Source organism: Aquabacter spiritensis, assembly GCF_004346185.1.
Lineage (GTDB): Bacteria > Pseudomonadota > Alphaproteobacteria > Rhizobiales > Xanthobacteraceae > Aquabacter > Aquabacter spiritensis.
The window spans coordinates 272,981-298,065 of the sequence record NZ_SMAI01000002.1 but is presented as its reverse complement, the minus strand read 5'-3'; the positions used below and the strand labels follow the sequence as shown (position 1 = coordinate 298,065).

Annotated in this window: 11 protein-coding genes; 1 reads left to right on the top strand and 10 read right to left on the bottom strand. The window is 67.3% G+C overall.

The annotated features are described in order from the left end of the window. From EDC64_RS05515 to EDC64_RS05475, 9 genes are all read right to left on the bottom strand, one after another. Entirely contained in the window at positions 1 to 918 is a 918-nt protein-coding gene (locus EDC64_RS05515) for an ABC transporter permease (RefSeq protein ID WP_132030251.1), read from the bottom strand. A gap of 9 nt (positions 919 to 927) precedes the next feature. Further along, complete coding sequence (locus EDC64_RS05510) at positions 928 to 1,749, bottom strand: ABC transporter ATP-binding protein (RefSeq protein WP_132030250.1); 822 nt, start codon at positions 1,747 to 1,749, stop codon at positions 928 to 930. Positions 1,750 to 1,853: 104 nt separating this feature from the next. Then, a complete protein-coding gene (locus tag EDC64_RS05505) occupies positions 1,854 to 2,876 on the bottom strand; it encodes an ABC transporter substrate-binding protein (RefSeq protein WP_132030249.1) in 1,023 nt (340 codons plus the stop codon). Between the two features lie 144 nt (positions 2,877 to 3,020). Next, positions 3,021 to 4,253 (bottom strand): aminotransferase class V-fold PLP-dependent enzyme, encoded by a 1,233-nt coding sequence (locus EDC64_RS05500; protein ID WP_132030248.1) that lies wholly within the window; start codon positions 4,251 to 4,253, stop codon positions 3,021 to 3,023. Then, positions 4,250 to 5,935 (bottom strand): hydantoinase B/oxoprolinase family protein, encoded by a 1,686-nt coding sequence (locus EDC64_RS05495; RefSeq protein WP_132030247.1) that lies wholly within the window; start codon positions 5,933 to 5,935, stop codon positions 4,250 to 4,252. The genes EDC64_RS05500 and EDC64_RS05495 overlap by 4 nt, the downstream gene beginning before the upstream one ends. Further along, complete coding sequence (locus EDC64_RS05490; RefSeq protein ID WP_132030246.1) at positions 5,932 to 8,010, bottom strand: hydantoinase/oxoprolinase family protein; 2,079 nt, start codon at positions 8,008 to 8,010, stop codon at positions 5,932 to 5,934. The genes EDC64_RS05495 and EDC64_RS05490 overlap by 4 nt, the downstream gene beginning before the upstream one ends. A 180-nt stretch (positions 8,011 to 8,190) precedes the next feature. Beyond that, complete coding sequence (locus tag EDC64_RS05485) at positions 8,191 to 9,264, bottom strand: threonine aldolase family protein (RefSeq protein WP_132030245.1); 1,074 nt, start codon at positions 9,262 to 9,264, stop codon at positions 8,191 to 8,193. A 319-nt stretch (positions 9,265 to 9,583) separates the two neighbouring features. After that, positions 9,584 to 16,432, bottom strand: a complete 6,849-nt coding sequence (locus EDC64_RS05480; protein ID WP_165933647.1) for an autotransporter domain-containing protein — start codon at positions 16,430 to 16,432, stop codon at positions 9,584 to 9,586. A gap of 352 nt (positions 16,433 to 16,784) precedes the next feature. Next, complete coding sequence (locus EDC64_RS05475) at positions 16,785 to 17,615, bottom strand: alpha/beta fold hydrolase (RefSeq protein ID WP_132030243.1); 831 nt, start codon at positions 17,613 to 17,615, stop codon at positions 16,785 to 16,787. Positions 17,616 to 17,731: 116 nt separating this feature from the next. Between EDC64_RS05475 and EDC64_RS05470 the strand changes: the two genes are divergently transcribed. Further along, a complete protein-coding gene (locus tag EDC64_RS05470) occupies positions 17,732 to 18,712 on the top strand; it encodes a GlxA family transcriptional regulator (protein ID WP_132030242.1) in 981 nt (326 codons plus the stop codon). 50 nt (positions 18,713 to 18,762) lie between these two features. Here EDC64_RS05470 and EDC64_RS05465 read toward each other — a convergent pair whose 3' ends face one another. After that, a complete protein-coding gene (locus EDC64_RS05465) occupies positions 18,763 to 24,984 on the bottom strand; it encodes an autotransporter family protein (RefSeq protein WP_132030241.1) in 6,222 nt (2,073 codons plus the stop codon). Between the last annotated feature and the right edge of the window lie 101 nt (positions 24,985 to 25,085).

Here is a 25,085-nt window from a genome sequence, read left to right as displayed (position 1 = left end):
TCAGCGCTGCATGCCCCATTTCTGAACCGTCTTCGCTTCGATGACGCGGAAGATGACGGATTCGACCAGAAGTCCGATCAGGATGACGGTGAACAGTCCGGCGAAGACCTTCGGGGTGTCGAGTTCGGCGCGGGCCTCGAAGATGTACCAGCCGAGGCCGCCGGACCGGGACGAAACGCCGAACACCAGTTCGGCCGCGACCAAAGTGCGCCATGCGAAGGCCCAGCCGATCTTCAGCCCGGCGAGGATCGCCGGGAAGGCGGCCGGGATCAGGATGAGCGCGACGTAGCGCACCCCCTTCAGCCCGCAATTGCGCCCCGACAGGCGCAGCGTCTCGGGCACCGAGCGGAACCCGGTCAGGGTCGAGAGCGAGACCGCCCACAAGACCGAATGGATGATCACGAACACCAGGGACGGGACGCCGAGGCCGAACCAGATCAAGGCCAAGGGCAGCACCGCGATGGCGGGAAGCGGATTGAACATCGCGGTCAGGGTCGTGAGAATGTCGGCGCCGATGCGCGAGGAGACCGCGAGCGAGGTGAACAGCGCAGCCAGCGCGATACCCCCGGCATAGCCGAGTGCGAGCGGATAGAGCGAGGTGCGGGTCCGGTCGATCAAGGTGCCATCGAGAAGATCGTGCAGGAAAGTCTCGAGGGTCAGGCTGAAGGTGGGAAAGAGCAGCGGATTGTCGGCCCAACGGGCATAGACCTCCCAGATCACCAGCAGCAGGACCAGCACGGCGGCGCGGCGCACAGCATCGTTATTGGCGAGCCGCTCCGGCAGCGAGAGGCGGCGCTGGACCTCCCCGATTCCGCTGGCGTCGGCGAGGGCGCATTCGAAATCCGCGCGCGGGCGCGGCGCCTTGGGCTTTGCCGGAGCGGGGGTGGAGGCGGGGGACAGGGTGTGGGTGACGGACATGGCGGACCCTCAGCTGGCGGCGGCGAGCGGGCGGGCGCCCTCGGAAGAGGTGCCGGGCGCCGGCGCCTCGAACAGAAGCGTGTGGATGCGCTTGGCGAGCGCCCCGAAGGCCGGGCTGTCGAGATCGGCATAGGACAGATCGCCCGCCTCCAGCTCGGCCCGCACGCGGCCGGGATGGGGCGAGAGGATGAGGATCCGCGAACCGACGACGATCGCCTCCTCGATGGAATGGGTGACGAACAGGACCGTGAAGCGCAGTTGATCCCACAGCGCGAGCAGTTCCTCCTGCATCTTGCGGCGAGTCAGGGCGTCGAGCGCGGCGAAGGGCTCGTCCATCAGCAGGACGTCGGGCTCGAGCGCCATGGCGCGCGCGATCGCGACCCGCATCTTCATGCCGCCGGACAGCATGTGGGGATAGACGTCCTTGAATTTGGTGAGGTTGACCTTGTCGATCGCCGCCAAAGCGCGCTCGCGGGTCTCGGACTTCCAGTACTTTCCCGTTGCCTGCATCGGAAACATGACGTTCTGCAGCACGGTCTTCCAGGGCATGAGCTGCTCGAATTCCTGGAACACCATCATCCGGTCCGGCCCCGGCTCGCGCACTTCGCGGCCATTGACCACGATCGTGCCGCCCACGGGCTTGATGAAGCCCCCCACCGCCTTCAGCAGGGTGGACTTGCCGCAGCCCGACGGGCCGAGAATGACATAGCGATCGCCCTGCTCCACGGTGCAGGACACCTTGTAGGTCGCTGTCACGAGATGGTCCGGCGTCTTGTATTGCAGCGTCACGTCGCGGACCTGCACAAGCTCGAGGGACGACGAAGCGGTCATCGCGCGATCCTTCCATGCTTGGGGACGGGAGAGGCCGACGCCTCTCCCGGAGCTTTTCGCGCAGGGCGCAGCAGATCGACCTCCGCCGGCGCCGGAGGACGCCGTCAGTCGCCGGGAAGGGTCTGGACGTATTCGAAGAACGGCTCGTTCCACGTCGCGGGGATCACCTTCAGCGATCCGACGGTCTTCAGGAACTCGGCGTATTTCATGATCTTCTGCGGCGTCATCGTATAATTGGTGCCGGGATCGCTGAGCAGCGCCACGATATCCTCCTTCTTCGCCCCGCCTTCCTTGGCGAAGGAGAGATAGATGTCGGCGGCCTTGGACTTGTCGGCATTGATGAGGGCCTGCGCATCGGCCAGCCCCTCGACGAAGGCCTGCATGGTCTTCGGGTTTTCTTCCTTGAACTTCACGGTGCTGAACAGGATCGACCAGGTCGACGGTCCGCCCATCACTTCCTCCGATGTGAGGACGGTGTGCACCCCCGGCGTCTTGACCTCGATGTTCTGGAACGGCGGCGAGGTGAAATGCGCAGTGATCTCGGTCTTTCCGGACAAAAGCGCGCTCATGCCGTCGGGATGCGGCAAGGACACGGTCAGCGGGTCGAGCTTCTTATATTCGCTCTGGCCCCATTCCTTGGCCGCCGCCATCTGAAGAATGATCGCCGGGATCGAGATCTTCACCGCCGACAAGGCGATCCGGTCCTTCTCGGTGAAGTCCTTGATCGTCTTGACGTCGGGATTGCGGGTATTGAGCCAGCTCGACTGACTGAGCAGCGAGGCGATGCCTTTCACCTCGGAGGGCGTGCCCTTGGTGCGCGACCAGACGGTGAGAAAGCCGGGCGGTCCGTTGGTGATGACGTTCACGCTGCCCGAGATCAAAGCCTCGTTGGCCGCCGTATTGTTGCCGAGGGTCATGTAGACCGGCTTGGTGTCGATGCCGAGCGCAGCCGCCCGCTTTTCGAACAGCTTCTCCCGCTCCATGACCATGAGCGGAAGGAAGGCGAGGCCATATTGCTTGACGATGCGGATTTCGCTCGTCTCCGCAAATGCCGGCGACGCCATGGGTGCGAAACACGCGGCTGAGACGAGCAGCGCGCCGCCGAGACGTTGTGCGATCCTGAACATCCTGTCTTCCCCTGGTTTTTGTGAGACTGGAGTCGGCTGTGTTGGAAGGCGTGTGATCTCTCTGGGCGGGCCGGCAAGGCGCGGCCTCCCCGGTCAATCCTCCTCTCTTTCCTCGGGCCGAACGGATGCCTCGGCCGTCGGGTGTCAGGTGCCGACCTTCGCGGGTCGGCGGCTCTTGCTGGCCATGAAGCTGCGGGCGACCTCGATCACCCGGTCGACATCGTCCTCATTGTTGTAGAGATGGAGTGAGAGGCGGAGCATGCCGCGGCGGATTGTGTGGCGCACATGCGCCGCTTCGAGCCGCGCGTTCAGCGCCAGCAGGAAGGCGTCGCCGACGGCGTCGTGCTCCTCGCTCAGATGTTCACCGATCGCGACGATGTGGGCCTGATCAGGACAGTCAGGACCGCCGAACACCGGCAGGCCGGTCTCGTGCAGGCCCTCGGCGAGCCGCCGGGCCAGCCCGCACACCCGCGCCTCGATCGCGCGGGTGCCGATCGCCCCGATCTCCCCGATCGACTGGCGCACTGCGACCGCGCCAACGAAATTGAAATTTCCGACATCGAAACGACGGGCGCCGAAGGCATAAGCGAAGGCGTCGGGCGTTCCGGCCGCGGCCTCGTGCTCGGCGGCGATGCGCACGCCGGGGCGCGACAGGTAAATGGGGGCGAGATCCTCGGCGACGTCCCGGCGCACATAGAGAAAGCCGGATCCGTACAGCCCCAGCAAGCCCTTCTGGGTCGACGCGGCGAGCGCGTCCACGTCCAGCGCCCGCACGTCGGTCTCGAGAATGCCGACCGACTGGGCGGCATCCACCAGGACCCGCACGCCGCGCGGCCGGCACTGGCGCGTGAGCTCAGCCAACGGGAAACGGAAGCCGGGGGCGAAGGAGACGCTGGAGACCGTGACCAGCCGAGTCCGCGCATCGATCGCCGCGATCACCCGGTCGAGCGGCACCCGGCCGCCGACCGGGGGCACCACCTTGACCGCGATGCCACGCTGAAGCGCGAGATTCTGCCATGGGAAGATGTTGGCGGGATGCTCCAGGGCCTGGCAGACCACGACATTGTCGCCGGCCTGCCAGGGCAGCGCGGTGCCGAAGGCATTGATGCCCTCCGAGACGTTCTTGGTGAGGCTCACCTCGTCGGCATCGGCGCCGATCAGGCCGGCAAAGCGCTGGCGGCTCTCCTCTGCGAGCGAGAACATCCACGCTTTATCGCCACCCTCCATCATGCGGTGGTCGAGATAGCTGTCGATCGCGCCGCGCACCCCCACGGAGATGAGACCACGCGCGGCCACGTCGAGATAGATGTGGCGCTCGGTCCCGGGGAAGGCGGCGCGCCGCGCGGCGAACGGATCGGCGGAGGCGGACGAGTTCATGCGGCAGTCTCCGTGCGCGGCAGATCGCCAGGGGAGAATTCGGCCGCAGGCGGGGCCCGATCCTCGCGCCTGTCTTTGTCCAGCGCCGCCTGCGGGCGCCGCTCCGGCGGCCCATAGCCGCCGCCGCCCGGGGTGCGGATCGAGAGAACGGAATCCGGCGGCAGCGCAACATCGGCCTCCGCGGCGCCCAGAACCCGCTCGCGGGGCGTGCCCGGATCCAGCACGAAGACGCCGGCCGCGCCAGGCATGCCGCCAGCGAGACCGGGCGCGAGAACGGTCTGGCGCTCGGCAGAAAGGCTCACGGTGATGCCCTCGGCGAGGGCGCGATATTCGCGGATCACGCCCGCGCCGCCGCGCCGTTCGCCCGCTCCTCCCGACCCGTCACGGATGGCGTAGCGCTCGATCCGGAGGGGATAAGCGTGTTCCAACGCCTCCACCGGGAGATTCGAAGCGCCCGAAGCATGAACCCGGACCGCGTCGATGCCGTCGCGGTTTGGCCGCGCCCCCATGCCGCCGGCAATCGTCTCGTAATTGACGAAATAGCCGTCGTCGCGCGGATCGGGTCCGGCGAAGACCGCCAGATGATGCGGGCCGCTGCCGGCGATCGCGCGCTCGGGCATCGCCTTCGACAGCGCAAGGGCGATTACGTCACCCAGGACGCCGGCACTGATGGAGCGGCAGCCCACCGGCGCGGGGGCAACCGGCTGCACGACGCAGCCTTGCGGCGCGTGAATCGAGATCGTGTCGAAATAGCCGGCATTAGCCGGTACATCGGGATCGAGGAGGCTCTTCGCGACGGTATAGACGGTGGCGATCAGCGCCTGGTGCGGGATGTTGCGCGCCCAGCTCAATTGCGCCGCGGACCCGGAAAAGTCGAGCGCCATGCGCCCGCCTTCGATCGTGAGGGTCAGAGCGATGCGCGCGGTCTCGCCCGGGGCGTCGCCGTCGAGGAAATCCTCCATCGTGTAGATGCCGGGCTTGATCCGGCCGATGGCGGCGGTGAAGCGGCGGCGGGTGAAGTCGACATAGGCTTCGATGGCCGGTTCGGTGTCTTCGCCGTAGCGCGCGAACAAGCCCTCGACCGCGCGGATTCCGGTCACGTTCGAGGCGAACTGGGCGCGCAGGTCGCCGTTGCGCTCGTCGGCCGTGCGGGAATTCAGCAGGATGATGTCGAACACGTCGCGATTGATTTCGCCACCGCGCATGATGCGCACCGGCGGGATGCGCAGCCCTTCCTGAAAGATCGAGCGGCACACCGCCGCCTCGCTGCCGGGGACCATGCCGCCGACGTCCGCGTGATGGGCGATATTGGCGACGTAAGCGACGATGCGCCCCTGCCAGAAGACCGGCGCGATGATGTTGATGTCCGGCAGGTGCGACCCGCCGCCGGAATAAGGATCGTTGGCCACGAACATGTCGCCGGGGGCGATCTCGTCCGCGCCGAACCGGGCGGTGACGGCATGGACGGCACCGATCATCGAGCCGAGATGGATCGGCACGCGCTGGGCCTGGGCGATCACCCGCCCCGCGGCGTCGAACACCGCGGTCGAGCAGTCCGCACGCTCCTTGATGTTCGGCGAGAAGGAGGTGCGGATCAGGGTCGCGGCCATCTCCTCGGCGATCGAGAGGAGGTGGCGCGAGACGACCTCGGCAGTGATGGAATCGACGCGCGACGCGGTCATTGCACCCGTCCTTCGGCAACGGTGGGGATCGCGATCATGAGATTGCCGGCCGGATCGACGTCCACCGTCGCACCGGGCGGGATGACTGTGGTGGTGTCCATCTGCTCGACGATGGCGGGGCCGTGGAAGCGGACGTCAGCCGGCATGCGGTCGCGGTCATAGACCGGGGCCGGCTGGAAGCCGGCGCCGAAGAACCAGACGTCACGCTCGTCGATCAGTGCATCGCGCAGCTTGACGCCGCGCGGCACGGCGGCATTGAGCGGCGGCACCGGCCGCTGCACGGTGACGGAGAGCCGCAGATTGACGATCTCCACCGGCCGGTCGGGCATGGCGTAGCCGTAGGCGGCGGCATGCGCCGCATGGAAGCGTGCGACCATGGCGGCGAGCGCCGCGCCGTCGAGATGTCCAGAGGGAAAGCCCGAGGCGAGCTCGAAATTCTGGCCGAAATAGCGCAGGTCGCCCTGCCACTCGAACACGGCCGGGGCGCCGGCCGCTTCCTGCTCCAGCCAGGCGGCGCCGCGCGCCGCGAGATCGGCGAGGCCGATATTGAGCGCATCGAGCGATGCCGGATCGGCGCGCACCAGCCGGGTGAGGCTGAAGTCGCCGCGCGCGTCGGCATGGAGCAGGCCCATGGCCGAGAGCAAGCCCGGTCGCTGCGGCACGAATACCCGCGGCATGCCCATCATCGCGGCGACATCGGCGGCATGGAGGGGCCCTGCGCCGCCGAACGGCATCAGGGCGAAGTCGCGCGGGTCTTCGCCACGCTCGACCGAAATGACGCGCACGGCGCCCATCATGTTGACATTCACGATTTCGATGATGCCCGAAGCCGCCCGGACGAGATCCATGTCGAGCGGGGCGCACAGATGGGCCTCGATCGCCTTGCGGGCGAGATCGGGGAACACCGCCATGCGGCCTTGGAGCAACGCCCTCTGATTGAGGCGGCCGAGGACGATGTTCGCATCCGTCACCGTCGGGCGATCGCCCCCTCGGCCATAGGCCGCAGGACCGGGCATGGCGCCGGCGCTCTGCGGCCCGACCTTGAGCAAGCCGCCGGGATCGACCCAGGCGATCGACCCGCCCCCGGCCCCGATCGTGTGGATGTCGAGGGTGCGGGTGCGCACCGGAAATCCGCCCATCTCGCGCACATTGTGCTTGGCCGGCACGCCATTGCGGATCAGCGCCACGTCGGTCGAGGTCCCGCCCATGTCGAAGGTGATGATGTCCTTCACCCCGACCGCGGCACCGAGGCCAACCGCGCCGATCACCCCGCCGGCCGGGCCGGAAAAGAACGTGTTGATCGGCGTGCGCCGCACCGAAGCCGGCGACACCGCCCCGCCGTTCGACTGCATGATGGTCGGCTGTGCCGCGATGCCGAGCCCCGCAACGCCGCGTTCGAAGCGGTCGAGATAGCGGTCGATGACCGGCAGCAGGCTGGCATTCACCGAGGCGGTCGAAAACCGCTCGTACTCGCGAAATTCCGCCAGGATGTCCGACGAGGCGCAGACGAAGGCGTCCGGCCACATCTCCCGCACGATCGCGACGGCCCGCCGTTCATGGGCCGGGTTGGCATAAGCATGGAGGAAGCAGACCGAGATCGCCTGCGCGCCACGCGCCTTGAGCGTCGCCACGGCGTCGCGCACCGCGTCCTCGTCGAGCGCGGTGACGACCGTTCCATCGGGCGCGATGCGTTCGGCCACCTCCAGGCGGAGATCGCGGCTTGCGGGCGGGGCCGGCTTTTCGAGGTCGAGATTGAAAAAGGACGGCCGGCGCTGGCGGGCGAGTTCGATCACATCGCGAAAGCCCGCAGTCGTGATCATCCCGGTCCGCACCCATTTGCGCTCCAGGACGGCGTTCGTCGCAAGCGTCGTGCCGTGACATACGAGTGCGACCTCGGAGGCATCGAGATCGGCGATGCGCAGAATCTCCGCCATGCCGTCGAGGATGCCGCGCGACGCATCGGCGGGCGTGGTCGGCGTCTTGTGGAGCCATTGGGTGCCGCGTGCCGCGTCGACCAGGACGAGATCCGTGAAGGTGCCGCCAGTGTCGATGCCGAGCCAGGCTTTTTGCTGCACGTCCGGTCTCCGTTACTGGATACTGGACCCTGTATAATGCAAACGCGGAGAGATGGTCAATCGCTAGCCAGCGACTGCTGGCGCCTGAAACTTGTGCAGAGCTGAAAAAACGCGAAGTGGCGCCTGTCTGCGCGGGCGCGGCGCGGAGGCTGCGCCAGCGCCGGATGGGGTTTTGGCGCGTCAGTCCGCCGAGGAGAGGCGCCGCACAGCGGCGGACAAGGCATCGGCGGTCGGCGCGATGTCGGCGGCGCCGATGTCGAGATGAGTCACCGCCCGCAGCAGATGCGGCCCCTCCACCGACAGGCGGATCCCTTCCGCCCGCAGGGCGTGCAGCACAGCCGGGGCGGCACAGCCGGTGTCCGCGAGATCGATGAAGACGATATTGGTCTCGACTTTCGGGAAGCGGAGCGTCACGCCCGGAATCTGCACGACGAGATCGGCGAGGCGCCGGGCCTGCGCATGGTCGTGCGCGAGCCGTTCGATATTGTGGTCGAGCGCATAGAGACCCGCGGCGGCGAGGATTCCGGACTGGCGCATAGCGCCCCCGAGGCGGTGCTTCCAGGTCCAGGCGGCGGTGATGAAATCGCGCGGCCCTGCCAGAACCGCCCCCACTGGACAGCCCAGTCCCTTGGTCAGATCCAGCCATACGCTGTCGCACAGACGGCCGAAGCTCTGCGCCGCGATCCCCGACGCGACCACCGCATTGAGCAGCCGCGCGCCGTCCATGTGCACAGCGAGCCCGTGTTCGTGCGCCCGGTCGGCCACGTCCGCCACCGCAGCCAGCGGCCAGACGGCGCCGCCGCCCCGGTTCGCGGTCTGCTCGACGACCACCACGCGGCTGCGCGGCGCGCGGGCACGCAGGGGGCGGAGGGCGCTGCGCACGGCCGCCCCGTCGAAGATCCCTTCGGGCGCCTCGATCGGCCGCACGAAGGCGCCGGCCAGAGCCGCGGCGCCGGCACCTTCCGATCCGTAAATATGCGCCTGGTGCGCGGCGATAATCTCGTCGCCCGGCCGGCAATGGACCAACAAAGCGATCTGATTGCACATGGTGCCGGAGGGCAGGAACATGGCCTGCTCCTGGCCGAGCAAGGCCGCGACGCGCGCCTCCAAGGCGCAGGTGGTGGGATCTTCCCCCATTTGTTCGTCGCCGACCGGCGCGCTCGCCATCGCCGCCCGCATTCCCGGGGAGGGACGGGTCGACGTGTCGCTCCCGAGGTCGATCCTGATGGGCGGGAGGGCGGCCGCGTCGGGCATGGCGCATCCAATCTCGATGTACGGGAGGAACTGGATCCTGGATCCCGCAGTCTGACCCCGCGCCGCCGCGCCGCGCAAGGGGGTACGCGCGGACGGCCGCGCGTCGGCACCGACGATAAGATTGGCAGGGGCGTCGACTGCCGAAGCGGCAGCAAGGAGCGGCCGGCGCGGCGAAGCGCCCGCGTTCGGGAGAGCCGGCCGCTTTGGCGGAGAAGCCGATCCGGTCGGACGCTCCCGCCGTTCGCACGCCTGAATGGGGTCGGGAGGGTCATGCCGCGCGGACGGCGATGCCGTCCGCGCGGATCGGGCTTTTCGCGGCTCAGAACTTGAGGGAGAACTGGGCCGTGAAGGCGCTCTGCGCCGCGTTGGTGGCGATCTGGCCGGTATAGTTCACACCCAGAACCGCCACGTTCGAGAGCGCGTAGGAGAGACCGGCCTCGAACGCGAGCGCGTCTTCGGCGATCGGCGCCCCCGCGACGGTAAAGGGCACCGCACCGCTGGCGAACCGCATGGTCGAGGACGGCGTCGTGTCGCCGAACGCATGCTGCCAGCCGAGCATCAGGCTCGGCGTCAGCGTACGGCCATAGAACTGCACCGACGTCGCCGCCCGCAGGCCGAGCGTCGTATAGAGCGTGTCCATCGACGCCGTGTTGACGGCGAGCGCCGCACCGCCGCCGCTCTCCAGGAAGGCCGACGAGCCGATATTCAGATAAGCGAGCCCCACGAACGGTTCGAAGGCATAGGCCCCGACCGTCATGTCATAGCCCACTTCACCGAACAGCTGGGTGGTTCCGGTGGTGTAGCCGGCGCTCTGCATCGCGGCATAGCCGGGGAAGGCGACGGAGCGCTCCGCCGACACGTCGTGCCACGTATAAGCAAGGCCGCCCCGCAGCGCGACCGCGCCGAACTGTGCGCCGGCATAGAGGCCGACATCGTAATTATCCATCGAGCCCGACGACGCGCGGTCGGTGACGTCGAACTGCGACTGGCTGAAGCCGCCGAAAAGGCCGGCCCGCACATTCGACCCGAACGCCACGTCGGCGCCGATCAGGAAGCCGCCAATGCTGTTGGAGACGGTGGCGGCGTTGCCGTCGCTGAAGCTGTTGCCCCAGCCGCCATAGCCCTGCGCCCAGAGCGTGGGCGTGAGCCCGGCGCCGAGCGTGGCGGTCTGCGGACCGTTCGCGGCATAAGCGAGCGGCTGGGCGGCCGGTGCCGACACCGACTGGCGCAGGCGCGACCCGACGGCTTCGCGCACATAGACCGACTGCTGCTGGATCACGGTGTCCACCGAAGCATAGGCCTCGCCGGACAACGCGTTCAGGGCGCCGGGCACCGAGGCCGCCGAGAGATCGAGCATGGCGTCGTAGATCGGGTTTCCGAAGCCCAGCGCCTGCGTGCCCACCGCCGTGGTGAACTGGTTCGGCGACTGCGCGTAGGTCGCGAAGTCCACATTGTTGTAGACCAGCGTCAGGAAGACGTTCTGGGCGTCGTAGCTCAGCGACGGCGTGAGGAAGGCGTAGTTGCTGGTCACCGCGCCGAACGTCCCCGACACGGTCCCGGAGCTGGTCAGGATGGCATAGGTGCTCTGGGTGTAGCGGCCGGTCTCCGCGAGCACCTGGACCGAGGCGCCGTTGGAAATCGTGACGCTTCCCGTGGCGGTGATGAGATCGTGCGCGCCGGTCGGCGTCACATCCACCTGGTAGACCGAGCCGGAATTGAACGCGATGGTCCCCGCGACCGCGATGGTGCCGGGCGAATTGCCCGGCGCGACCACGCCGCCGCTATTGGCGACGATGCCGCCGACCGTGCCGTTGCCGTTCAATACGCCGCCTGTGCCGAGGGTGAAGACCGAGCCGCTGGTCGATCCCGTCTCCAGCGTCACGGTTGCATCCGAAACGCTGATCGGCCCGCTATAGGCGCCCGGCGTCGCGAACAGCACCGTGCCGCCGCCCGTGAACGACACCGTGCCCGAACCCGAAATGGTGCCGGGGAAGGTATAGGTGTCGGACCGGTTGAACACCAAAGCGGAATTGTTGACGACATCGCCCACGATCGAGCCGGAAGCCCCGCCAATACCGAGTTGCAGCGTTCCGGCACTGATGGTGGTGCCGCCGGTATAGGTGTTCTCGCCCGTTAGGATGAGCGTCCCCGCTCCGGCCTTGGTCAGCGCGCCCGACCCGGAAATCACCCCGGACAAGGTCAGCGCGGTTTCGCCCGCCACCTGGAAGGTGCCGCCGCTCCCCTTAGGCGCAGCTGCGAGTTTGGAAGACAGGGCCTGGGTCAGGACCACCGACCGCGCGCTGGTGAAGCTCGCCGTCGTGGACAGCGTCCCGCCGGACAGGGTCAGGCCGCCGGATGCCGCACCGAGATTGGCGTCGCTCGACACCTGGACCGTCCCGCCGGCGATCGTCGTGCCGCCCGCATAGCTGTTGGTCCCCGTAAGAACCACCGTCCCGGAGCCGATTTTCGTGAATCCCCCGGCGCCCGAGACGGTGCCCGCGAGCGTGAGGGTCGTCGTATCGACCGAGACGACGTTCTCGGAGCCGACGAGAGTCATGTTGCGGGCGATCGTGAAGGGGTCGAACGCTTCGTAGACCACCAGCGCGCCGGTGGACAAAGTGAGCGTGCCCGACACGGCGCCGAGGCTGCTGTCGTCGCCGACCGCGAGCACGCTCTCGCCGGTCACCACGGTTCCGCCGGTATAGGTGTTTGCGTTGGCGAGCGAAAACAGACCGCCGCCGGTCAAGGTGAGCGCGCCCTCGCCGGAAATGACGCCCGACATCATGAGCGTGTCGGACTGATCCCAGCTCAGGGTGCCGCCGTCGGACAGGAGCGTGACGTCGCGCGTCATCGTCATGTAGGTGGCGAAACTCAGCGTGCCGCCATCGAAGGTGAGGCCGCCCGACGCGGCGCCCAGGACGCCGTCGGAGGCGATTCTCAGGGTTCCGCCCGTGATCGACGTTCCGCCCGCATAGGTGTTCTCTGCCGTCAGCGTCAGGGTGCCGGGACCCTTCTGGACCACGGATCCCACGCCGGTGATGATGCTGTCGAAGGTCACGTCGTCGGACCGGTTGAACGCCAGCGTCCCACCATTCATCACCATCGGGCTCGCGATCGCGCCGCTGGTGCCGCCATTGCCCAATTGCACGGTTCCGGACGCGATGAAAGTCAGGCCGGTAAAGGTACTGTCGCCGGTGAGGATCAGCGTGCCGCCGCCCTTCTGCGTCACCGAGCCGGAACCGGAGATGACGCCGCCATAGGTCAGAGTGTCGGTGCGCGCGAAGTCGAGGCTCCCGGTGACCGCCACATCGGCGACGATGCTGCCGGTGGTGCCCATGTCGCCCACCTGCAAGGTGCCGAGAGTGACGCCAATCGCTCCGGTGTTGCGGCTGTCGCCGGTCAGGACCACCGCGCCCTGCTGGGTCACTGAGACGAACCCGCCGGCTCCCGACATGTCACCGGACAGGGTGAGGTTCCCTGCGGACGCCACCAACTGGTTCCCCTCGCCGATCAGGACGATATCCCTTTCCACAGTGACAGACCTGGTGGCGGCCAGAGCGCCGCTCGAAAGCGTGAGCGCGCCCGAGACCGCGCCCAGGTTTCGGTCGTCCACGATCACCACGGCCGCATGATCAGTGACGAGGGTCCCGCCCGAATAGGTATTGATGGCGGTGGGAAAGAAAACGCTTGAACCCGTGAGCGTCAGGGCGCCTTCCCCGGAGATGACGCCCGAGGCCGTGATCCATTTGTCTGTAGCCATTTGGATGGTGCCACCGCCAGCCTGGATCTCGATGGCACGGTCCGTGGTGACGGCGTCGACGAAATGGAGCGTGCCGCCGTTGAAGGTGAGGCCACCCGATTGGGCGCCCAATTGGCTGTCGGCGGCCACCTGCAGCGTGCCGGCGGAAAGGATGGTTCCGCCCTCATAGGTGTTCGCGCCGGTCAGGATGACGGTGCCGGCGCCGATCTTGGTGAGCGCGCCGGTGCCGGTGATGGGCGCGGAAATGGTCGCCGTCACGTCCGCGCCCTCGGCCCAGACGCGTCCGCCGGTGCCGAGATTGAGCGATCCCGCGGATCCGGCCGCAACGGTGTAGCCGGTGGTGAGGAATTCGAGGGTGTAGAAGGCCTGCGCTCCGTCGACCGTGACCGCGCCCGCCGTTCCGTCGAACACGCCGGTCTGGCCAGCCCAGGGGCCCGCGGGACCACCGGTATTGAGCCAGGGGTTGCTGGACGTCCAGGTCCCGGCGCCGCCGCGTTCGGTTCCGTTGGCGCTCCAATATTGGACGGAATTGTCGATCTGCTCCACCACCACGTCGACCGCCCGGGAGGAAACGTCGAGGGTGTTGTAATAGTCGCCGCTCACCAGGGTCCCGAGAACGAGGCCGTTGTCGGTCAGGTCGCCCGGGCTGGAGAACACGCGGTAGACGCCGACGCCGTATCCCGGAAGATCGGTGATGTTCAGCGTGCCGTTGACCGTCCCGCCAGACCCGCGCGCGAAGAACAGGCCGTTGTCGTCGGGCGCGGCGAGACTGACATTGATGACCGCGCCGCTGGCCAGCGAGAATGTCTGCGCGGTCAGTCCGCCCTCGCCGGCGACCGCCGAAAGAATGCCGCCCGCATTCACGATCACTTCGCCGCCGATGCTGCCGCCCTTGCCCGCCAACGTCGCGCCGTTTGCGACGGAGACGTTGCCGCCGAACGAGCCGGATGCCGCTTCCGACATGCCCATTGCCAGTGTTCCGGCGTTGACGGTCATGGCGCCGCTATAAGCGCCGCCGTCGCCGGTGAGCGTCAGCACGCCGGTGCCACTTTTCGTGAACGTGCCGCTGCCGCTCAATGCGCCCGCATACACGCCGTCGGCGGATTGCGAGACCTCGATATTCGTCGTGCCCCCGACAATCGACGCCGTGGCGGAAGTGCCCTCGAGAGTCTTGAGGGTCACGTCCAGTGTGGCGGCAGAGACGTCGAGCGTCCCCAGAACCTCCGTGCTGGCCGCATTCGCGAGCGCGCCGGTGCCGCTCAGGGCCAGCGTCGCGCCGTCGCCAATGCTGAGGTCTCCGCCGAACGACGTCGAGGCTCCGGTCAGCACCAGCTTTTCGGTGCCCGTCACCGAGAGATCGAACGCTCCCACCAATTGGCCGGCGAAAATGGTGATGGCCGTCTGGTTGACCGTCAGGTCGGAAGACAGGGTGATGAAACTGTCGGTGTAGCTTCCCGACAGATTCTTCACCGTGGCGGCGCTGGTGGCGGAGGTGGCGAAACCCGTCAGGGGCCCGCCCAGCGTGAGGCTGGCCTCGGCGATCGAGCCGGTGCCGCCGAGCAAGATCCCGCCCATTTGGATGATCACCGCGCCGGTCAGATCGCTGGTGCCCGTCAGCGTGAGTGTTTGCACGCCCGATTTGTTGAAGGTTCCGGTTCCGGAGATGACGCCGGCATAGGTCTTGCTCACCGATAGACTGACGGTCAGCGCGTTGGCGCCCAGCTCGATGGTGCCGGCGGCGTCCGCCCCCGACAGGTTTCTGACACTGAGGCTCGTGGTCAGCGCCGACATGTCGAAGGTGCCGGCCTCGACGGTAAGGATGGGCGTGCCGCCGAAAGAGGCGTCCGCCGCGAGCGCGAGCGTGCCGCTGGAAACTTTGAGGGAGGGCGCTCCCGTGGTGGCGCCCGCGAGGGTCCAGGTGCCCGAGCCGGAGGATTCGAGGGTTCCGAAGCCCGCGAGGAGCCCGCCGGCATTCAGATCGCCGAGCGCGAAGCTGGTGGTGCCGCTGCCGCCGAGCCGCAGCGTGTCGCCGGCATCGGCCCCGACGACGTTTCCGAGGAGAATGACGGGGCCCTGCTCACCGGCTGCGTCGCCGAGTTCGAGCGTATTGTTCCCGCCGGTAAATTTGATCGCGGGTGCCCGTGTGTTATAGCCGTCGCCGTCCCAGCCGCCGGCCACGACGGCGCCGGACGACAGGACGATGCTGAGGTTCGCGCCCTGAATACCGGCGCCCCCTGCCCCGAACGACCCGGAGGGTGTGCCGTCACCGCCCGCGCCGCCGGTGCCACCGAAGACCAGCCCGTCGCTGCCGACATTGATCGTCGTGACTTTCGAAGTCTGTGACGGGTCGACATATATGGCGACGCCGCCCGCGCCGCCCGAACCGCCGGTACTGTCGCGGGACGCCCCGCCGGCTCCCGCATCCTGGCCGCGAATCAAGGCCCCGATGGTAATCACCCACGCATCGGTGGGAACCACATAGAGCGCGACGCCCCCGTCCCCGCCGGTCCCGCCCACCGCCCCGGTCCCGTCATCGACAAAGCCGCCGTCTCCGCCTCGGCCGCCATTGAGGGCCCGGCTGATGGTGGTGGTCAGGGTCCCGGCCCCGGACATGCTCAGATAGAGCCCGATCGACCCCGCTCCGCCCGCGCCGCCGGTCGCATCCGAGCCGCCGTTCGACGCGCCGCCATTGCCACCGCTCCCGCCGTTGATGGACGTCGCGATGTTCAGCGTCTTGACGTCCGTGGTCAGGTCCAGAAGAAGGCCGAGCCCCCCCTGCCCGCCCTGGCCAGCAATGTAGCCTGCGCCGCCATCTCCGCCGCTTAAGCCCCAGATGCCGGAGGAATGATCCAGCGTGACCGTTTCGGTCGAAACCCCCGTGATGATGGCGCCATACCCGCCGGCGCCGCCGCCGCCGCCGCCGCCATAAGTGCCGGCCCCGTCTCCACCAGCGCCGCCACCGCCGCCAAAGGTGAACGATCCGGGGATGGTGGACCCGACATAGCCATGCGCGCCGCCACCGCCGCCCGATCCGTTTTGGGTACTCTGATCCGTGCTGCCGGCCTGCCCGTAGGGCGAAGCCAGGCCCGTGCTGACGCCACCGACGCCACCCGGCGTTGTGCCCGCAGTGCCGCCCGCGCCGCCGGTCACGCCGGCCCCGCCGCCGCCGGCGCCCGAACCGCTATTGCCGACGCCGCCCGTACCGGCAGGCTCGATGGAGGTGACGCCGCCGCCGCCGCCGGAGCCGCTCCCCCCGATCGTCTCATAGGGTTCGAGACCAGTGGCGCGGGCGCTCGTTCCCGCAAGCAGCGTCGAAACGACCGCCACGGAGGCGAGGAGCGCCGTCCGCGAAAAGGTTGGCTGGCTCGCGCAGACAGAGCCGCGCGCCGAGCGCTGAAAATGGATCACCGGTGCCCCCGAAAAATCACGCCCCCCCGGGGTCGGCGTCGGTCCAACTTCGGACCCGGCACCATTCTACCCCGTCTAAAACGGTTTTAGGGCGCGCAGGCCGGCCTTCGCAACGGCTGCAACCTCAGATCATTACATTAACTTGCATTCATCTGGCCTTGCGTCATTTTTGTAACAGTTCTCGGGCCGAAGCCTCTCGCAGCACCCTGGCGGAAGCCCGGCATCGCCCAGGCGGGCAGGCGACGCGCGTCTCGGCACAAAGCCGTCGGCGCCCATTCCCCCGGCCCTCTGATCGGACCGAGGGAAGGAAGCGCGGCCAGTCGCGGATTCGGGACGTGCCCCCGCCCGCATCTCAGCCTTGGATGAAGCTCAGCAGGTCGGCATTGACGAGATCCGGGTGCGTCGCGAACACGCCGTGCGAGAGACCCTCATAGGTCTTGAGCGTGCCGTTCCGCAGCAGCTTGATCGCCTTGTGGGCGGAGTCCGCGATCGGCACGATTTGGTCGTCGGTGCCGTGCAGCAGCAGGACCGGCACCGTGATGGCCTCGAGGTCCGCAGTGAAATCGGTCTCAGAGAAGGCGGCGATGCAGTCGTAATGCGCCTTGGCGCCGCCCATCATGCCCTGGCGCCACCAATTGTCGATCAGCCCCTGGCTGACGGCGGCACCGGGACGATTGAAGCCGTAGAACGGACCCGCCGGCACATCCCGGAAGAATTGCGCGCGGTTGGCGACGAGGGCGGCCCGAAAGCCGTCGAACACCGCCATCGGAAGGCCCTCGGGATTGGCTGCCGTCTGCAGCATGATGGGCGGCACGGCGCCGATCAGCACCGCCTTGGCCACACGGCCCGGTTCGGCGCGGGCGACATAGCGCGCCACCTCGCCGCCGCCGGTCGAATGGCCGATATGCACCGCGTTCCGCAGATCCAGCGCCCCGGCGAGTTCGGCGACGTCGGCGGCATAGGTGTCCATCTCGTTGCCGGTGTCGGTCTGATCGGAGCGGCCATGGCCGCGGCGATCATGGGCGATGACCCGATATCCCTTCGCGCGGAAGAACAGCATCTGGTTGTCCCAGTCGTCCGCGCTCAGCGGCCAGCCATGGTGGAAGACGAGGGGCTGCGCATCCTTCGGACCCCAATCCTTGTAGAAGAGGCGCGTGCCGTCGCGGGTGGTGATCGTGCTCATGGCGAAAATCCCTGTCTGCCGGGACGGCCCCTTGCCGCCCGACCCATGGACAGAATGGACGGACCCGCGCCATGGTACGCGTGGCGAAATAGACAATCGCAGAGGCAAAACCGACAATGACGCCCGATATGAAGATCGTCGCCGAGATCGGCCTCCTGATCTATCCGGGCGCCCAGCTCGCAGCGGTCTACGGTTTGACGGACCTGTTCCGCATCGCCGGCGAATGGGCGGCGCCCGGCGCGGGCGGGGCGCACGCCGCGGTCCGCGTCAGCCATTGGCAAGGCGGCACCGACGACGCCGAGGTCGGGTGCGTCTGGGACAGCCATCCAGGCCCACCGCACAGCCTGACCTATGCAATCGCGCCGCCGAGCATCATCATGCCCGAGAAGATGCCGCCGATGCAGGTGCCGGCGGAATGGCTCGCGCGCCGGCACCTGGAGGGCGCGACGATCTGCTCGGTCTGCGCCGGCGCTTTCGTCCTCGCCGAATCCGGGCTGCTGAACGGCCGCCGCGCCACGACCCACTGGGCCTTCGCCCAGGCGCTCGCCGCACGCTTCCCCGCCATCGACGTCGCGGTCGAGCGCATGGTGATCGACGACGGCGACATCATGACGGCCGGCGGCATCCTCGCCTGGACCGATCTCGGCCTCACCCTGGTCGAAAAGCTCATGGGGCCGAGCACGATGCTCGCCACCGCCCGCTTCCTGCTGATCGAACCTCCGGGCCGGGAGCAACGCGCCTTCGCAGCCTTCGTCCCGCGCTTCGACCATGGCGACGCCGCGGTCCTGCGCGCCCAGCATCATCTGCACGCCACCCGTGCCCAGGCCTACGACCTGACGGATCTGGCGGCGATCGCCGGGCTCGCGCCGCGCACCTTGCTGCGCCGCTTCAGCAAGGCGACGGGGCTGCGGCCCACCGAATATGCCCAGGAGGTCCGCATCGCCAAAGCGCGCGAGCAGCTCGAAGCCACCAGCGAGCCGGTGGAGCAGATCGCCTGGCAGGTCGGCTATGCCGACCCCGCCGCCTTCCGCAAGGTGTTTCAGCGCATCACCGGCATGGGACCGAGCGCCTACCGCCAGAGATTCGGGATCGCCTGAATCCAGCGGACCACGAGACGATCGGCCGGCCAATCCGCGGAATGGAGGGCTCAGAACCGGACAGCCATGCGCAAATTGAGCTCCTGATTGAGGAAATAGTCCGCGATCTGCGCCCGGTACTCGCCGCGCAGCTCATATTTGTCAGCGGACATGAGCTGCAGGCCCGCGCCCAGGTCGAGAAGCTGGTCGGGCATCGCCGACGTGGATGTGAAATTGATGCCCGTCCCGCCGCCGTCGGAGAATGAAACGTCCTGGGTGAGGGCGTTGCCGCTGACGAATGTCATGCCTACGACCGCGAAGGGACGCAGCCATGCCTGCTCCCCAAGATCGATGCGCGTGCCCAGCTCCATCGCCGCTTCGAAGGCCACGCTCGTGCCTTCCATCGAACCTGCATGGAAGGTCGCGCCATCGCCGGTCAGGGTGTAGCCGGGCATATAGGTGTAGAGCACATCCACATCGGCATATGGCCGCAGATACCAGTTCGAGAACGTGAACTCATAGGATGCGCGCAGCCGGAGGGCGGCGGTCCAGACGTCCGAGCTATTCTCGGCTTGCCACGTGTCGCTTCCCATCACGAAATAATTGTTCGAATCGAAGTTTCCGTAGCCGCCGTGGAGCGCCCCGGCGAACAACCAAGCCCCGGCCTGATGCTTGAGCGCAATGGATGCGTCGCCGCTGTCTCCATTGGTGGAGTTGAGGCCATCGGCGGTCGTGGACCAGGAATTGTTGAAAGCGGCCGTGGCCCCCACGAACCAATCGGGGGCAAACTCCCATTGCCCGCCCATGCGATAGCTCACCATGTTCTGGGTGAAGGCTTCAGAGCTCCCGCCATCGAACTGTTGCATGCGCGAGCCGGTGACGCGGGTCCACAGACACTGGGTTTCCCGGATCATGACGCCCTCGCCCTCGAACACCGGGCAGCTCAGGGCCGCGTTCAGCGATCTGCGGGCCCCCAGCGTCTGGGTCACGGCCGGCTGGCCAATGCTCTCGGTGGTGGAGAGGCTGGAGATCGCGAGCTGATACTGGGAGACCGTCGTGACGTTCGCCATATCGGCAAACGTTCCGGCCATGCTCGCGTCGGCCGAATTCCAGGCCGCCTGAAGGCTGTTGAGCGCCGAGCGTTCCGTATTGGTGATATTGCCACCCGCCTTGCCGATGAAGTTTGCCGACGGGGTGATCGAAATGGCGGTTTGGCCTTGCGAGACGGTCCAGGAGATGGGGCTCGCCGAACTCGCCCCGGAGACTGCCTGCGTCTGGTTCGAGATGTCACTCGCCGTGACGACCGTGAACGATCCCGGAAGCAGCCCTTTAACCGCATGGGGCGCGATCGCTACGCCTCGGACTTCGAGCGTCTCGGTGATCAAGAGATCGCTGTTCCGCGTCCCGGCCGCAGCAACGCTCGTGACGTCCGTCAGAAGCCTTCCGCCCAGTTCCGTTCTGCCGTTCTCGACGGTCGCGGTTGCGATTGTACCGACGCCGCCAATATCAAACGTTCCCACATTGTGGAACAGTCCCCTGTTCTTCACATTGCCCAGCCTGATCGTTCCGGTCCCGCCACTGCGATAGATGCCGCTGGACCAATTGCTGAACGAATTGAATTCGGAGGTGCGGCTGACGCTGAGGTCGATGTCGCCGACCACCGTGCCGTAGTTTCCGACCTCCTCCACACCGAACGAGGACAGGATCGCCGTTCCCGACAAAGCGCTGATCGTGGAGCCACCATAGATCGTGATCGTGTTGCCGTTGCCACCATCAACGCCGATTGCGGCACCTCCGCCCGTACCACCGACAAGCGTTCCCTCATATTCGATCTTGATGTGCTCGCCATACCGCGTCGGGTCGAGCGCGCCCTCGAGCGTCTGGAAACCGCTCTGGGCGAAAAGGCCGAAGGAACCCGGTCCGGTCGCGGAGATGTTGCTGCCCCGAAGCAACATGGTGATCGGTCCGCCCGTTCCCTGTGACGCGCTTCTCCGGTCGAGCATCTCCTTCAACGTGGCGATGGCGTCGTCGACGGTGTCCTTGTCGTTTCCGAGCAATCGCACGACGCCCTGAAGGCTCTCCGGCACCTTGTCGATGTTCTCAATGAGGGTTTTTCCCGTCTTCTCTTTGGAAATTCCCGTCAGAATTTCGGAGACCTGCTGCAAGGTCGCTCTCACGGACGGATCGGTCTTCAAAAGAGAACTCACAGACCCACCGCCACCCCCGAGCGACTGGGCGAAGATGCCATGGGACAGCACGCCAGTGGTCGAGATCGACAGGCTCGCGTCCTTGTCGGTGTAAATGTTGACGGGAGCGCCCGAACCGCTCGAACCGCCCTTGCCGCCGATCAATTGGATAGTTTGGCCCATTGCCACGGACGAGCCTCCATAGCCGCCGCCGCCGCCAATGGATTGCGCCAACACCGCTGGGGCATAGTCGCCCGCGGTTCGGACTGAAGCCTTGTTCTTGAACGTGACCTCGACCCGCCCGCCATTGCCGGCCCCGCCGCCGGAGCCGCCCATCGAGAACGCAAACTTCACGCCGCCCGTGCTGCCGGCGGCGTTGGAAATGCCGCCGCCACCGCCGATCGACTGTGCCAGGATGCCGATGGCCCCCTCGCCGGACGTCACGATGCTCCCGGAATGGATGACCCGAGCCATGTCGCCGTCGGCGCCTGTGCCCCCCGATCCGCCGAGGGTGAAATTGCCGGATTTGTTCGACGGCTTCTTGTCGGGGTCCTCAGGCAGCGCCGGAGGCACCTGCTCTATGCCCACCGCCTTCAGCAGGTTCATGGCGGTGGCTTCCGAGACCTCCTCCGACGCCTCGCCCTTGGTCGGCGCCCCGCCGTGCGCGCTGGACGTGTCGCCAGTGGCGGGGTTCATGATGAAGGCCCCGCCACCGCCGCCGACGCTCTGCACCACGATCGCATGGGCCTCGTCGCCGAACGTGGTGATGCTGCCGCTATTGGTGACTTCCGCAAGCTTGCCCTTATTGCCGCTGCCGCCTTTGCCGCCGAGGGTCGCGTTGATCACCAGGTTCTTGTTGTCGCTGCTGGTGGCACCAACCCCGATGCCGCCGCCGCCACCCACCGATTGGGCATAGAGTCCGTAGGAATCGTCCCCCAGAGTGACAATTGATCCGGTATTGGTGACCTTCACCTCGCCACCGGTATTGCCCGACCCGCCATTGCCGCCGAGCGTGCCACCAATGTTCGTCTTGTTGCTGCCTGAAGAATAAGCGAGACCGCCCTGACCGCCACCGCCGCCGATCGATTGCGCGAAGACGCCATAGGACATATCGCCTTCCGTTCTGATGAGCCCGAAATTGTCGACCTTGACCGTGCCGCCGACATTGCCGGCGCCGCCCTCACCCCCCAGCGACACCGTGAGCGAGGCATCGCCCTTGCGCTTCACCGAATTCTTGCTCTGCTCCTTCAGATAGTCCGACGCCCCCTTCCAGTAGCCGTTCATCTCCTTATAGAAGGCCGAGTTCTTGAAGGACTCCGCAAGATCCTTGTAGGTCTGCGTGTTCTGTATGTCCTTGATGAATTGTTCGAGGTTTTCCTTCGTCTCGGCATTGCCCTTGTCGGCGGCCCACTTCTGATAGGCGTCCGCGCTCACCGCCTGTTTGAGCACCCCCCACAATTTTCCGACCGGATCCGCCGGCTTCGCCTTATCCGCGGTCAGGCTGCCGCCGGTGCCACCGCCGCCGCCGACGCTCTCGGCGAAGACGCCGTGGGAGACATCGCCGTAGGTTTCGATGGTGCCTCTGTTATCGACATTCACGACGCCGCCGCTGCCGCCGCCGCCGCCTTTCCCGCCGATGGAGAGAGAAGCACTCCATTTGCCGTTCGCGGCGACGCTCCCGCCGCCCCCCGTTCCGCCGCCGCCGCCGATGCTTTGTGCAAAGACGCCATCCGCCTGTGAACCATAGGTCCGGATCACCGCACCGGCCATGATATCGGCGCGCGCTTCCCCGCCGCTGCCGCCGCCGCCGCCCTGGCCGCCGATGGCCGTGGTGGCGGTGATGGCATCCGCCAGGGGCAGCTGCTGGATCAAGCTGTTGAGGGTCTTGTCGAACGAAAGTCCGGATTTGGCCGAGGCGCTGACGGAACCACCATTGCCGCCGCCGCCGCCGATGCTCTGCACGCCGATGCCCATGGCGCCATCGCCGTCGGTCTGGATGAGGCCGTGATGCGTGACATAGGCGGTCTGTCCGTTGCCGCCGTTTCCGCCGGCACCGCCGATGGTCTGGCCATAGGCGATCGTCTTCTTGAGGCTCACGGCATCCGAGGTGGCCGTTGCCGAGCCGGCATTGCCGCCACCGCCGCCGATGCTCTGCGCCAGGATACCGAAGGCCTGATCGCCATAGGTGAAAATATCGCCCTGGTTGGTGACCTTGGCCATGTAACCGCTGCCGCCGGCTCCCCCCTTGCCGCCGATGGTCGATGTGAGCGTATAGGATTCCGCATCCGGCGCAGAGATCGCAAGACCGTAGGCAAATGCATTGCCGCCATTGCCGCCGCCGCCGCCAATGCTCTCGGCATGGATGCCGATGGACCCGGTGCCCAATGTCTCGATGGTCGCGCCGTTGACGACGATGGCAGCTCGGGCGGAGCCGCCGAGCGCACTCGCGCCGCCGAGCGCGCCGGTATAGGAGACGGACGGATAGGACTTCCCGTTCGGATCCTTCAAGGGCAGTGCGATGGCGTACGCACTGGCGTTGCCGCCATTGCCGCCGCCGCCGCCGATGCTCGAGGCGCGGATTGCGTCCGCATTCTCGCCCCAGGTCGAGATCGACGTCTGGTTCGTGATCGTGACGTCCTTGCCATTGCCGCCGCCGCCGCCGGCCCCGCCCACGGCGCTGGCCATGGCGAGGCCCGGGCTCGCAGCGATCGTGGTGGCATATCCGCCGGTCCCGCCGCCGCCGCCGACGGACTGCGCGAGGATCGCGATCGCACCCGCACCCGTGGTACGAATATGGCCTCCGGTCCCGGAGAAGGTCACGACACCGCCGTCACCGCCGCCGCCGCCGCTGCCGCCGAGCCCCACGGACAAGAAGGCCCCGAGGTTCATTCCGACGCCGCCGGTGCCGCCGCCGCCGCCGACGCTCTGCGCCAGGACGCCGTACGCCCCGGCCCCGGCGGTGGTGACGGACCCGCTGTTGAACACCTGGACGACGCCGCCGGTGCCGCCGTCGCCGCCCGTCCCGCCGCTGCTGCCCGGCCAAATTCCGGCCCTGCCGCCCGCGCCGTCCTCATGGCTCAGGCTCGCGGACGTCGCCTCGAACGCATCCAACGCATTCCCGCCACCAATGCTCTGGGCGATGATCGCCGCCGCGCCCCTTCCCCAGGTCTGGATCACGCCTTCATTGGTGAGGGTCACGCCGCCGCCGGTGCCGGCTGCGCCTCCATCCGCGCCATCTCCGAAGGCAGCGGAAGATCCGCGACCGCCGACGCCGCCGACGGATTGAGCCATGATCCCGAAGCTATAGGCACCTGCGGTCTGCACCTGATTGAAATTGACCGCCTGGATGACGCCGCCATTGCCGCCCGCGGCCCCCGGCGCCGCGGCGCTGAATGCCCCGCCGCCGCCATTGCCGCCTTTGCCGCCTACGCTCTGCAGGATGACGGCCGAGGCATTGTCGCCATATGTCGCCACGCGACCGTGATTGAGGAAAACGACTCGCCCGCCCATCCCGCCTTCTGAGGCGTAATAGGTGCTCCGGTTGCTTGTGGCGTTGCCCCCGGCACCGCCATTGGCCGCCGCGAACACCGCAGCGGCATTCGCACCCTGCGTGGTCAAGGTGGCGGTGTCGGTAAGTGTGATGCTGACCCCGCCCGAGGCGCCCCCCGCGTCCTTCTGTATTCTGGTCCGCACCGTGCCGCTGTCGCTGATAATGCCATGGGCGCCCGCATCACCGCCCTGCGACACGGCATAGACGGCTCGCGTGAAATTTCCCGTGGCGTGAACGGATCCTCCGGTCTCGAAAACGACCTGCCCCCCTCTCCCGCCGGCGCCAATTCCGCCGCCATTGCTCGAATCGTCCGGATTGAAGAACGAGCGCTCCGCCAGTCCCGCGCCGCCGATCCCGCCGCGCGAATAAAGCAAGATGAGCTGCCCCGCCGCGGTCAAGTCCACACCACCGGTGATGGATCCGTACTGGTTCAGGCTGACATAATTGCCGTCCCCGCCCGGCTTGCCGGCGATGTTGCGCACGACGAGCGCGGAATCGCCATATCCGCCCTGGCCTCCAACGGAGCCCAATTCGATCGCATTTCCCGGTCCGGCCATCACGAGGTTGGAAGAGATGGATTCGCGAATTGAGCCCGCATCGGTGCCGGCCGTGGCCTCCGTGCGGAGGTTTAATTCGACGCCGCCATTTTTACCGGCTT